Source organism: Sulfuricurvum sp. RIFCSPLOWO2_12_FULL_43_24 (genome assembly GCF_001829605.1).
Taxonomy (GTDB): Bacteria; Campylobacterota; Campylobacteria; order Campylobacterales; family Sulfurimonadaceae; genus Sulfuricurvum.
The window spans coordinates 1-12,975 of record NZ_MIBT01000107.1 but is presented as its reverse complement, the minus strand read 5'-3'; the positions used below and the strand labels follow the sequence as shown (position 1 = coordinate 12,975).

The window sequence follows — 12,975 nt, the reverse complement described above, 5'->3', positions numbered from 1 at the left end:
GCACTCGATTGGGCCATTTTGAACCGATCATCGGAATGGGGTGTCACGATTCTGCGCGCCAACGGTGAGTACGATGCGGGAGATATCTACGCGCACGGGACATTTGCTATGCCACAGGGGAGTAAAGCCTCCATTTATCGCAACGAAACGACGACTCTCGCTATCGGGCTGGTGGATGAACTGCTGGAGGTATTTCATGAGCCGACGTTTATTCCGTTGGCTCAACACGAAAATGCTTTAAGCGGTTCGGCGCACAGGGCGATGACGCAGAGTGATCGTCGGATCGACTGGGAAAATGACACCACCGAGACGATTCTCACCAAAATCCGATCCGCCGACAGTCATCCGGGGATACTGGAGACGATTTTAGGGATGGAATGTACCCTCTACGGTGCCCATCGTGAGGGGAGGCTTCGCGGCGGGATCAAAGAGATTCTCGCCAAGCGTGAGGGGGCGATCTGTCTGGGGACGAAAGACGGAGCACTCTGGATTACCCATCTCAAAGAGCGACATCTTCCGAGCATCAAACTCCCCGCAACCTATGTGCTCAAAGATCGACTCAAAGGGGTGATGGAAGATCGATTGCCACTGTTCGTCGATCCCTCTTTAGAGACGTTCAAAGAGATCACCTATGTCGAGCGTGATGAGGTAGGGTATCTCGGATTTGATTTTCACAACGGGGCGATGGGCGCCCATCAATGCGTTCGGTTGAAATATGCCTTCGATCATTTGAAACAATCGGGGATCAAAGTGCTGGTATTGATGGGGGGAGAAGAGTTTTTCTCCAACGGCATCCATCTGAACATCATGGAGGATTCCAAAAAATCGGATGAAGACGGATGGTCGAACATCCATTCGATGAACGAAGCGGTCAAATCGATATTGCTGTGCGATGAGGTGCTCACGGTGAGTGCATTGCGGCGCAACGCGGGAGCGGGAGGGGTCTTTTTAGCCCTTGCTTCCGATTTCGTCGTTGCACGTGAGGGAGTGGTATTAAATCCCCACTACCAAACGCTTGGGCTTCACGGGAGCGAGTATTGGACCTATACTTTGCCTCGCCGTGTCGGAGAGATTAAAGCGCACGAACTGACCAGCAGCTGTCTGCCGATCAGTGCCGTACATGCGGAGGCTATTGGTTTGGTCGATACGGTTTTATCCGAAGATGAGGAGAGGTATTTACCGGAGCTTCATCAGTATTGTAAGGCACTGTATGAGGATGAAGAGCGCTATGAGGAGCTTTTGGATATCAAACGTCAAAAAATCCATCATACCTCGTTTACGGAGGAGATTCAGCGTCATCGTGAGATTGAACTGGAGCGGATGTATCCGAGTTTTTACGATCCTGCCAGTGAGTTTAACCGTCTGCGCAAAGATTTCGTTTACAAACTGTGTCCGATACAGACACCCATCTATTTACAAGGAGTAGGAAATGCATGAGTATTCGATTGTGCAGGCGTTGTTAACACAATGTGAAGATATAGCGCGTGAGAATGAAGCGGAATCGGTGACGAAGATTGTCGTAAAAATCGGTAAAATGTCCGGCGTAGAGCCGCATCTGCTTGAAATCGCGTTTAATACGTTTAAAGAAAAAACGGTGTGTGACGGCGCTGATTTTGTACTGAACGTTCAGCCTCTTGTGATTGAATGTAAGCAATGCGGTACCGCAACCGAACTGAGTGAGATATATTATAAATGTCCAGCGTGTGAAAGTTTGGATGTCAAAGTGATCGATGGTGAAGATATGTATTTAATGACGTTGGAAATGGAGTAGAGCATGCAAGAATATTGGGAATTATATATGAAAACAATCGATGGCAACATTGCTTCGGTTTTAGTCAATGCAGGTATAGCCGTAGAGTTGCCGAGTGAAGATAAGTTTATCGTCGGATTTATTAAGATGAAAATGCAATCTCCCAATGAACGGGGATTAATATCGGAAGAGGAAGAGGCTCAACTCAGTTTTATCGAAGATAAAATAGAGATGGAGTCGTTGCGCTATCGTGTCGGAAGTTATGTCGGCAAAATTGTCTCCAATGGTGAGATAACTTTTATCTACTATCTCAAACACGATTTTGATTGGCCGAATGCGGTGCAATCGGCAATGATAGAGTTCCCTGACTACCAATATGAGTATGGTTCCAAACCTGACAGCGAATGGGAGGTGTATCACAAACTTTTGTTTCCCACCCCTGTTGAGTGGCAAATAATTCAAAATCATAAAGTGTGCGATCATTTAAAAACGCAGGGCGATTCGTTGCATTTACCGCGCGCGATTGAACATAAAGCCTATTTTGAAACGGTAGAAAAACGAGAAGGTTTTATCACAGCAATCGAATCGGAAGGATTTAACGTTAAAGACTTAGTGGATGCCAATGAAAACATCCCTATGGTAGGAGTTAGTTTTTACCGACAAGATAAACCTTTTTACTACGATATCGATACGTTGACTCTTTATTTAATCAATCTTTCGGTTCACCACAGCGGAGCTTATGACGGTTGGGAAACGAGTGTCGTAAAAATTTAGCGATTATTTCCTGAAAACCTATTCACTTTTAAGAAACTTTAATCTATAGACGGTGATAATAAGAGTAACAACGTCTCACATTAATATCAAAAGGAGTGAAGTAATGAGTCCAGAGGAAATCATGAAAAAGATTGAAGCACATAAAGGGCTTTCCCGTCGTGACGCACTGAAAATGATGGCGTTATCGCCGGTAGCCGCATCCGTACTCGCTGGATCAGCAGTTGCGACACCCGTACACGCTTCTGCTTCGGATGCGGTGGGAAAAATCGTCATTGTCGGCGGTGGATCGGGTGCGCTGATGACACTGTCGCGCTTACGCCGGGCTCTTTCCAAACCGGATATCACCATTATCGCTCCGAATGAAAAACATGTCTATCAACCGGGTCAGATTTTTGTTGCGGCGGGGGAATATGAGCCGGAGGATATTATTTTTGATAACACCGGATACATTGGGGATGATGTAACCTGGATCAAAGATGAAGTGGCCACGTTTGATCCCGATAACAATAAGCTAACCACCAAAACGGGAACCATTGTCGATTACGATTATCTCGTGGTTGCGGCCGGAGTCCAATACCATTATGAGCAAATCGAGGGGCTGAGTGTCGATATGCTGGGGAAACACGGTATCGCGAGTGTCTATCAAAGTGACCTCGCAGCCGGAACGGCAGAGGGGGCTACAATTACCCGTGATTGGTTTAAGGCGCTTCATGAAGCGGCAAAAACTTCTAAACCTCGTGTTATCTGCACTCAACCCTCCACTCCGCTCAAATGCGGCGGTGCACCGCAAAAAATCCTCTATCTCAGCGACGATTACCTCAAGCGTGATAACTTGGACGCTGATTTCATCTTTGCAACAGCGGGTGAAAAACTTTTTAGTCTCCCTGAGATTGATGCGGCTATACAAAAAGTTCAAAAAGGGTACGGTAATATCACCAACAAATTCGGACATGAACTGATTCGAATCGATGCCGAGAAAAAAGTAGCCACCTTCCATCATACTTATCAGGTACAGGGTGAATACGACAAAGAGTTCGAAGAGTATGAGATGATCGACAAAGAAGAAGAGGTAACGCTGGAATACGATTTTATCCATATTTCTCCTCCGACAGCCGCAGTCGATGCCGTGGCCAACTCACTGCTCGGATGGCAAAAAGGGACGGCAAAAGGGTGGCTGGAAGTCGATCGTGAGACGCTGCAGCACCGTCGCTATAAAAATGTATTCGGTATCGGAGACGTATGCGGCATTCCTGTCGGTAAAACCGGGGGAAGTGCACGTCATCAAGGGCCGATTGTGGTCGGAAACCTTATTTCGGTGATGGAGAAAAAAGAGCCTTCGCTCAAATTTGACGGCTATACGGTCTGTCCTCTTAAAACATCGTACGGTGAGATTATTATGGCAGAATTTAACTATGACGGTTTAGCTCCGTCATTCCCGCTCGATCCGGCGAAGCCTCGATGGGTATGGTGGGTATTTGATCTCTACATGCTTCAACCCATGTACCGTTATCTGATGCTGAACGGATTAATGTAAGATGGATGGAATGTTCTTTGCACTACAATAAGAGATTCTGAATCTAGAGTGCAAAGGTGAGTCGTGAGTAATGAATATGTGTTGAAAGATACCGATTTCTTGGTATCACAGACGGACGAAAAGGGAAAAATTCTTTTCGCCAACGAAGATTTTTGCAAAATAGCGGGGTATACACTTGAGGAGTTAGTGGGTAAAGCGCATAGTATTGTTCGTCATCGAGATATGCCGCGTGCCGCATTCAAAGATTTGTGGGATACGATTAAAAGCGGTAAAGTTTGGACGGGATACGTTAAGAATTCGACCAAAAGCGGCGGTTTTTACTGGGTTTATGCTACGGTTTATCCAAATATCGCCTGTGAAGATGGCACCTGTGGATTCATGTCATGCCGACGAAAAGCATCTTCTGATGAGATTGCCGAAGCTGAACGTCTCTACAAAACAATGAATTAAGGGTGCTGTACATGAAGAATTCGATAAAAATAACGATTATAACTATTATTGCTGCACTTGGTTTATTGGTTGGGCTATTGACACAAAGCGTAGGTGTTTTAGTCGGTGTCGTGATTGTTGTACTTGTGGTCGGAATATGGTTGATCACGAGTGCAAATGGAAGAGAAGAGTCTGTTCAAAAGCAATTGGATAATTTTATTCAGCTGTTGCAGTTCAAGCGTAATCGTCTTACGTTAATGGATGCAGAGATAGGGAGTACCGAAGAGAAGCTGAACGCTTTGTCCAAAGCTCATGAAGAGATGCTGCAACAAGATACGTTGGTAGCCGGCGAGATGGTCTTGTTAGCCGACAAAGTACGTCAGGGGCATTATGCGTGTCGTATCGGGAGTGATACAAAAACGCCGCACGTTCACATACTGCGAAAAACGATGAATACGATGCTTGATGCGACGGAAGCAAACTTGGACACTGCAATCCGCGTGTTAGAAGCGTTGAGCGAAGGGAAGTTTTCCACCCGTGCCGAGGTCAAAGTATCGGGGAAAATGGAGACGATGCTTCAGCATATCAATGACTTAGCCGGTGCATTGGAGACGATGGAGTTCCAAAACAACGAAGCCAAAGAGGTTTTAAATAATAATACCAAAAACCTCAAGGCAACCATCGAAGATCTACGCGCCACCAAATTTGTCGAACTCAACGGGATGATTAATTCCACGGTAGAACGGATACAAAGTGTCGCAGGGAAAGAGCATGAACTCTCCGGCAATTTACAAGCGCTTGTCGGGAATGCTCAAGAGACCAAAGCGATTTTGGTGACGATCGGGGATATTGCCGATCAAACCAATCTCCTAGCCCTCAATGCGGCGATTGAAGCGGCTCGAGCCGGTGAACACGGGCGCGGATTCGCCGTTGTCGCCGATGAAGTGCGCAAACTCGCAGAACGTACCCAAAAAAGTCTCGCTGAAATTTCTGCAACGATCAATATTCTAATTCAAGCAATCAATGACAACAGCGAATCGCTTAATAAAAATATGGATGAGATGATAGATTTAACCCAATATGTCGGAACCGTCGATCAAAAAATGGATGAACTGCTCACGTCGATGGATTCAATGAGCTAATTGCTTCGGGAGTTATCCCGTAGAATGTCAGTAAAATTGCCGCTCCGTTTAGATCGCCCATCTCGAGTTTTAGAGATGCGGCATACACTCTCCCCAGCATCCCCGTATGGGTAACAAGAGCATCTTCGATTTGAGAGCTTGGATGAAGAGTTTGAAGCAGTGACTCCATCGGTACGTTCATCACCCCTTCTAATAGTGAAAGCATCGCAATCAAATGTGTTTGGTCGAGTTGAGCTTGGGTAGGTTCTGTGGTAATCATTTCCAATAAAGATACCATCCTGTCTATTCTGCTTTGGGCAAAAACCGCATGGGGATTTTTATCATCGATGGCCCTTGTCCCCGATTTGGAGTAGATGATCAAAAGGAGCCACTGCATCATGGCACTTTTTCCGAAACGCTCAATCATTTCACGGATTGAGAGACTCCCTTCGACGTATTCGGGGTGAACCGATCGGAGAAACTGGAGCAGTTGCAAAGAGAGAATGCCCTGGTATCTAAACGAATCGCATACTTCTTCCATGGGCGCATCATCTTGGAGCAGGGTAAAAAGCTCAATCACATCCATGTACTGCGGATCAATCCGCTTTTGGGTAATGACGTGCGTATGGGCAAAATAGAACCCTTGAAAATACTCAAAGCCCAGTTGCTCGTACGCTTCTGCCATCTCATAAAACTCAACCTTTTGAGCAATGAGTTTCATTTGGCCATAGGGATTTGGGGCATGGGAGAATTGTTCGATATCGGTTTGGGTAACGTCAAATTTGGCAAATTCCATGTACGGAAAGAGGGGGGAGAAGGCCTCGATGTAGTGTGGATTAAAAGATGCATTGTCTAATGCGAACCGATACCCTAAAGCATGATAGTAACGGATTGCTTCATGGATGCGGGCATTGATTTTCATGGATGCTGAGAGTTCGAAGACAAATTTCTCTTTGGGGAGGGTGCGGAGAATATCGGTAAGCAGCAGAGGGCCGTCCGTATTGATAAACGCCAAGGTTTCTCCAAAAGCGGAGGAGGTGCCGATTTGATTGAGCAAATTCACCAGTACCGATGCGGTAGCGTGTCTGGGATCATCAATGACACATTCACCATAACTATTACGATAAAAAAACTCGTATCCGATAATGCTCTCTGCACGGGTTAAAATAGGCTGACGTGCGAGATAAAGATTATTGTGCATCATTGTTGCTTTATATTTTAATGTCTTAAGTGTAGCGTATTTTGAGTATTATTTCAAAAAAGCAATAAAGAGAATTATGATGAACGAACATAACACCATTTATTATAAGGATTATCGTCCTAGCGATTACACCGTTGAGACATGCAGCCTAGAATTTATTATTGAAGAATCCTCTACGCGTGTTGAGAATATTATGGAAATTCGTCGACTTCATCCTGAAGCTAAAGAACTTCGGCTTGATGGGGAAAAACTGGATTTGGAACTCATTTGGGTGAATGATGAATTATTGGAAGCGACGATGTACACACTTGAAGAGAGTGCACTTATCCTTCCGCTGGATTGTGATAGCGCCCGTATCCGTATTATCAACCGTATTTATCCCGATGAGAATACGGAACTCGAAGGGCTGTATCGTTCCGGCGATATCTGGTGTACCCAAAATGAGCCAGAAGGATTTCGTCGCATCACCTATTTTATCGACCGTCCGGATGTGATGACCCGCTTTACGACCAAAATTATCGCTTCCAAAGAGCGTTGTCCGGTGTTGTTAAGCAACGGTAATCTTCGCGGAACGGCGATGTTGGATAATGGTAAACATTTGGCGCTTTGGGAAGACCCTATTCCAAAACCGTGCTATCTTTTTGCCCTGGTAGTGGGAGATTTAGGTTCAATTACCGATACCTTTACAACGATGAGCGGAAAAAAAGTCGATTTAGCCATCTATTGCGATATAGGTAATGAAGATAAATGTCATCACGCGATGCGCAGCTTGAAAAAATCAATGGAGTGGGATGAAGTTACCTACGGACGCGAATACGATCTGGAAGTGTACAACATCGTTGCAGTGGACAGTTTCAACATGGGGGCAATGGAGAATAAAGGGTTGAATGTCTTTAATTCCCATTACGTACTTGCGGATGAAATGAGCGCAACGGACACCGACTTTTTAGGGATTGAGAGCGTTATCGCCCATGAGTATTTTCACAACTGGACAGGAAACCGGATCACGTGCCGTAACTGGTTCGAATTGACCCTAAAAGAGGGGTTGACCGTCTTTCGGGATCAATCGTTTAGTGCCGATATGAATTCCCCTCTGACACAGCGTTTGGACGATGTGCGAGCATTGCGTGAGCGGCAGTTTGTTGAAGATGCCGGCCCGACTGCCCACCCGATCAAGCCGGATCATTATATGGAGATCAACAACTTTTACACGGCCACCGTCTATGAAAAAGGGGCCGAAGTGATTCGGATGATGCACACCGTGCTGGGGCGTGAGCGATTCCGCCGCGCGATGGATCTTTATTTCGATACGTTTGACGGAGAAGCGGTAGGAACGGAAGAATTTTTATGGGCAATGCAGAGTGAAAGCCCTGTTGATTTGACCCAGTTTAAACGATGGTATTCGCAAGAGCGTACTCCGACGTTGCGTATTTCAAGCGAGTACTCTTCGGATGCCGCAGAACTCGTATTACGAATCGTTCAAAATATCCCGAAAAACACACAGAACCAAGAACAGCTTCCGTATGCGTTACCGCTCAACATCGCACTCTTGTCTGAGGAAGGAGTGGAATTTGATCTGATACCTTCGGATATTATTTTCCTTAACGCTGCTACGCTGTGGATAACCGATGAGATCACGGAAGTCACATTTAGCGCGATCTCCTCAGCTCCGAAGCTCTCGCTTAACCGCCACTTTAGTGCTCCGGTCATTATTGAGTGCGATGAACTCGATTATCCGTTTTTAATGGCGCATGATCGGGACGGGTTTGTCCGTTATGAAGCGTCACATCTGTTTGGGATTGAAACGTTAGAAGCGATGATGAACGGTTCAGAGGCCAATGAACGTTATATCGAGAGTTACGGGGCTTTATTGCGGGATGAATCGATGGATCCGATGTTCAAATCGCAGGCGTTAGAACTCCCTAGCGTTACGACATTGATGCAGCGCCAAGAGACGATCGACGTTGCAGCGATTGTCAATGCTCAAGAGAGACTCAAGCAGGTATTGGCCGCTCGGTATTTTAATGAACTCCAAGAGTCTATTAGCGCGTTGTACACACCCTCAAATACGGATATCGATGGTCTAAGTATTGGGAAACGTTCCCTTAAAAATCGACTTCTTGGGATTTTAATGAGTTTGCGGGATGAATCGATCAGCCGTTTGTGTCAAGCACATTACGATGAAGCACTCTCGATGAGTGAGCGTTTAGCGGCACTCGATTTGTTAGAAAATTATGCTCCCGAATTAGCGCAAGGGGCATTGGAAGATTTTTATACGCGCTATAGCGATCAAACACTGGTGATGAACAAATACTTTGCGGTACGCGCATCTTCGAGACGTGAGGGGACACTCGAGAGGGTCATTGCCCTGCAAGAAGATAGTGCATACGATAGGAAAGTACCGAATTTGGTTCGCTCTTTGATCGGCTCATTTGCCCGAAATCCGGTTGCGTTTTATGATGAGAGCGGAGAAGGGTTTGCTTTTGTCGCCGATAAAGTCATTGAGATCGATGCTCTCAATCCTCAAATCGCTTCGGGCTTGGCGGGAGCATTTAAAAATTACGGGAAACTTTCAACATTGCAAAAAGCCAAAATGGGGGGAGACTTGGAACGGATCAAAAATCATTCTGATCTTTCCAATAATGTTTATGAGATTATTTCAAAGATTTTAGAAGGGTAAATTACATCCCACGAATGCGGGGGAAATAGTTCATTTTAGACATTTTGTAATACCATCCCCAGCCGATTTTGAGCCAGTGACCGATAATCGGCATCGGGAGGAGGAGTGCTTTTTTATCGTTTCGATAGACAAATCCGGCGCCGTTGCCCATATCCATAACGCAGAGGATGTTGAGGTGGTCTTGGTAGGTTTTTTTGGTTCCAGCTTTTAATCCCTGTGTTATGGCACTGTTATGAGCCACATTGCGTGCCATCACTTCGGCCGTATGCCCTTGTTTGGCTCTCCAATCCGGTCCCTCAAGTGCGCTCGCGTCACCGATGGCGTACCATCCCTCAACCCCTTCGACTTCACAATAATCATTGATTCGGATAAATCCGGCATTGTTTAGGGGAAGGTCAGATTCTTTGATTAATGCGGATCCATTCCCGGCAGGGATAAACATGATCAAATCCGCCTCTAAGCGGCTGTCGTCTTCAAAAATAACGCCATCGGATTCAAAACGTTTGATCTTTTTGCCAAAACGGGTCGCAAAGCGGTTTTTCTCAAACATCCTTTTTAGCATAGATAAGGCTTTATCCCCCATTCGTGCACCCGGTTCAGGCATCGGAGCAAAAAAGGTCATTTCATAGTTCTCGCGGATACCGAGTTTGTTGAGATGATGATGGAGATTGAAAAAAAGCTCGAACGCAGGCCCACCGCGAACACTGCTGGTATCATTAGGGTTACCGCCGAAACCGAATGCAATTTTTCCGCTCCCACGCTCAATCAGGGCATCGATTTTTTCTCTGAGCATGATCGATTGCTCCGGTGCTCCGCAGATCGAGAGGGTATGTTCCAACCCTTCGTGCTTCATTTTGGCCGCACCCGTTGCGATGACGAGATGATCGGTCTGGCGAATACCACCCGTTTTGAGTGTAACGGTTTTTTCAGAGGCATTGATGGAGATTACTTGGTCGATATTGAGGGTGAAGCCGTGGCGCGCTGCGATTTGATCGAGTGAGAATGCGACATCATCAAATTGGGCCGTTCTGACCGGAATCCAGATCGCTATGGGGTAGATAAAAACATAACTGCGCTCACTGATCAGTTCAACCTTGAAACCCTCTTTACGGTAGTAAATTGCCGCTTCGACTCCGGCAATTCCTCCGCCTATAATGAGAACTTTTTGCACTTTGCCATCCTTTCAAATTACACAAATAATAATTATTCTTTTTAACTATATTATGAAAATTATAATAGCAATGGCGTTGAAAGTCAATATAGATAAATGTTTTATTCGTCATAATTTTTTTTTATTTTTCTTTGTCGTTTATCAATATGGAATACAAATGTTGTGAAAAAAAGTAACACTGTCTGCTTTTGGAATAAATATAGTCTAAATTACAAGGCTTATTTTAAGGATGTGATACAATTGTGATGTTATGGTATTATAATCAGCTTTTATGGAATTTATTCGAAGGAGAAGATATGGCAAGAGTAGTTGTTCTAGGCGGCGGAGTCGCTGGACACACAGCCGCAACCTTTGCGGCAGATTGGCTTGGTAAAGATCATGAAGTAGTGGTTGTTACCCCTAATTCAAAATGGAACTGGATCCCCTCAAATATTTGGGTGGGTGTCGGTCAAATGACAAAAGAAGAGGTTACCTTTGATCTCGCTCCTGTATACCAAAAAGCAGGGATTACGTACAAACAAGCGAAAGCGGTAAGTTTGAATCCCGAAGGGAATGCAAGCAGCGACAAACCGTTTGTAACGATTGAATATACCGGTCAAGGCAAAGCGGGACAAAGTGAAGATGTAACGTATGATTACCTTATCAATGCTACGGGTCCAAAACTTAACTTTGCCGCTACTCCGGGTCTTGGCGATGCTAATGGTTTAGGTGAATTTACAGTTTCCGTTTGTACAGCCGATCATGCTGACCATGCAGCGCATGAGTTTGCAAAATCTATCGAAAAAATGAAAAAAGGGGAGCGCCAAAAATTCCTCATCGGAACAGGTCACGGTATGTGTACGTGTCAAGGTGCGGCGTTCGAGTATATCTTCAACATCGAACATGAACTTCGCAAAGCGGGTGTCCGTGATTTGGCCGATATCCAATGGATCTCTAACGAATCGTTCCTCGGTGACTTCGGTATCGGCGGATTGCACATGAAACGCGGCGGTTACGCGGCTTCTTCACGTCTTTTTGCAGAGTCTTTGTATTCTGAGCGCGGTGTCAAATGGTTGATCGGTGCTCACGTTAACAAAGTTGAAAAAGGGAAAGTTTCGTATGAACTTCTTGATGGTTCAATGGGCGAAGAGACATTCGATTTCGCAATGTTGATTCCACCGTTTGCCGGTGTCGGTCTTAAAGCCTACGACAAAGCGGGTGAAGATATCACGGCTACCGTATTTGCACCGAATGGCTTCATGAAAGTTGATGCAAAATACGATGCAGGTGCTTACGAGAACTGGAAAGCGTCTGACTGGCCTCGTACGTATCAAAATCCAACGTACAAAAATCTCTTCGCTGCAGGTATCGCGTTTGCTCCTCCGCATCCGATCTCTAAACCGATGACTTCACCAAACGGTACTCAAATTTTCCCAACGCCTCCGCGTACAGGTATGCCAAGCGGTATTATCGGGAAAGCGGTTGCACACAGCGTGTGTGATTTGATCAAAAAAGGGCCGGATGCACACTTGCATGAAGCATCAATGGCAGAAATGGGTGCGGCGTGTGTTGCATCAGCAGGTAAAGGTCTATTTGACGGTACCGCTGCGGCGTTGACCGTTTATCCGGTTGTTCCTGACTTCGAAAAATATCCGGGTCTCGGACGTGATTTGGATTATACATTCGGTGAAATCGGACTTGCAGGTCACTGGATCAAACACATCCTTCACCACATGTTTATCTATAAAGCCAAGCTCAATCCGGGCTGGACAATGATCCCTGAATAAGTAAAAGGAGAAAAAAACTATGAATGAGATTGAAAAATACGTAAAACCGTACGATGCAAACTTTACCACAATGGTACCGACAAATTTTGTTATCAAAATGCGTACATGCAAAATTTGGCAGTTTATCCGCTTTATTATGATCAACATCAAAATGTTGATCGTTGTTCGCAAAAGCCACTAATTAAAAGCCCCTTTAGGGGGCTCTACCTCCTACGAAAGATTTTCCAAAATGATTAAAGAATTGATCACCTACCCTGATGAGCGGATTAAGTATGTCTCTGCCGATGTTCGGAAATTTGATGATGAGTTGTTTAAACTTTTAGAAAATATGCGCGATACGATGGAGCATTATCAACTTGATGCCATTACAGCGATCCAAATCGCAGTGCCTGCTTGTGCCATTATTATTAAAACCGAGAGTGGTCTGCTGGAACTCATTAACCCTCGTATCCTTGTCACCGACGGAGAAGTTATTGCGGAGGAGATAAGCGCGTATTATCCCGATTTTACAGCGATACTCAAACGGCATGACCGAATCAAAGTGGTCTA

At 45.4% G+C, this 12,975-nt stretch carries 12 protein-coding genes; 10 read left to right on the top strand and 2 right to left on the bottom strand.

What is annotated here, in order from left to right; genetic code table 11:
• From A3G19_RS10065 to A3G19_RS10040, 6 genes are all read left to right on the top strand, one after another.
• A partial coding sequence (locus tag A3G19_RS10065) for an enoyl-CoA hydratase-related protein (RefSeq protein WP_294872519.1) occupies positions 1 to 1,437 on the top strand: 1,437 nt, incomplete at its 5' end.
• Entirely contained in the window at positions 1,430 to 1,771 is a 342-nt protein-coding gene (gene hypA / locus A3G19_RS10060) for a hydrogenase maturation nickel metallochaperone HypA (protein WP_294872517.1), read from the top strand. The genes A3G19_RS10065 and hypA, both read left to right, overlap by 8 nt.
• Before the next feature lie 3 nt (positions 1,772 to 1,774).
• A complete protein-coding gene (locus A3G19_RS10055; RefSeq protein ID WP_294872514.1) occupies positions 1,775 to 2,524 on the top strand; it encodes a DUF695 domain-containing protein in 750 nt (249 codons plus the stop codon).
• A gap of 103 nt (positions 2,525 to 2,627) precedes the next feature.
• The gene (locus A3G19_RS10050) at positions 2,628 to 4,058 is read left to right on the top strand and encodes an FAD/NAD(P)-binding oxidoreductase (RefSeq protein ID WP_015654325.1); all 1,431 of its coding nucleotides are present in this window, start codon (positions 2,628 to 2,630) and stop codon (positions 4,056 to 4,058) included.
• A gap of 63 nt (positions 4,059 to 4,121) precedes the next feature.
• The gene (locus tag A3G19_RS10045) at positions 4,122 to 4,508 is read left to right on the top strand and encodes a PAS domain-containing protein (RefSeq protein ID WP_015654324.1); all 387 of its coding nucleotides are present in this window, start codon (positions 4,122 to 4,124) and stop codon (positions 4,506 to 4,508) included.
• 11 nt (positions 4,509 to 4,519) lie between these two features.
• The gene (locus A3G19_RS10040) at positions 4,520 to 5,629 is read left to right on the top strand and encodes a methyl-accepting chemotaxis protein (protein WP_015654323.1); all 1,110 of its coding nucleotides are present in this window, start codon (positions 4,520 to 4,522) and stop codon (positions 5,627 to 5,629) included.
• On the opposite strand, the gene A3G19_RS10035 is transcribed toward A3G19_RS10040, so the two are convergent.
• Positions 5,604 to 6,812: a hypothetical protein gene (locus A3G19_RS10035; RefSeq protein ID WP_291750893.1), complete on the bottom strand. Its 1,209-nt coding sequence runs from the start codon at positions 6,810 to 6,812 to the stop codon at positions 5,604 to 5,606. The two genes, A3G19_RS10040 and A3G19_RS10035, sit on opposite strands and share 26 nt — an antisense overlap.
• A gap of 73 nt (positions 6,813 to 6,885) precedes the next feature.
• Here A3G19_RS10035 and pepN point away from each other — a divergent pair, with 73 nt between their 5' ends.
• Positions 6,886 to 9,489 (top strand): aminopeptidase N, encoded by a 2,604-nt coding sequence (pepN, locus tag A3G19_RS10030; RefSeq protein ID WP_294872512.1) that lies wholly within the window; start codon positions 6,886 to 6,888, stop codon positions 9,487 to 9,489.
• Between the two features lies 1 nt (position 9,490).
• Here the strand turns inward: pepN and A3G19_RS10025 are convergent, their stop codons facing one another.
• A complete protein-coding gene (locus A3G19_RS10025) occupies positions 9,491 to 10,660 on the bottom strand; it encodes an FAD-dependent oxidoreductase (protein WP_294872509.1) in 1,170 nt (389 codons plus the stop codon).
• A gap of 296 nt (positions 10,661 to 10,956) precedes the next feature.
• Between A3G19_RS10025 and A3G19_RS10020 the strand changes: the two genes are divergently transcribed.
• The 3 genes from A3G19_RS10020 to A3G19_RS10010 all read left to right on the top strand — a co-directional run.
• Positions 10,957 to 12,426: an FAD-dependent oxidoreductase gene (locus tag A3G19_RS10020; protein WP_294872507.1), complete on the top strand. Its 1,470-nt coding sequence runs from the start codon at positions 10,957 to 10,959 to the stop codon at positions 12,424 to 12,426.
• Positions 12,427 to 12,445: 19 nt separating this feature from the next.
• Positions 12,446 to 12,607 (top strand): hypothetical protein, encoded by a 162-nt coding sequence (locus A3G19_RS10015; protein WP_015654318.1) that lies wholly within the window; start codon positions 12,446 to 12,448, stop codon positions 12,605 to 12,607.
• A 48-nt stretch (positions 12,608 to 12,655) separates the two neighbouring features.
• Positions 12,656 to 12,975, top strand: a 320-nt coding sequence (locus A3G19_RS10010) for a peptide deformylase (RefSeq protein ID WP_294872504.1), incomplete at its 3' end; no start/stop codon positions are given.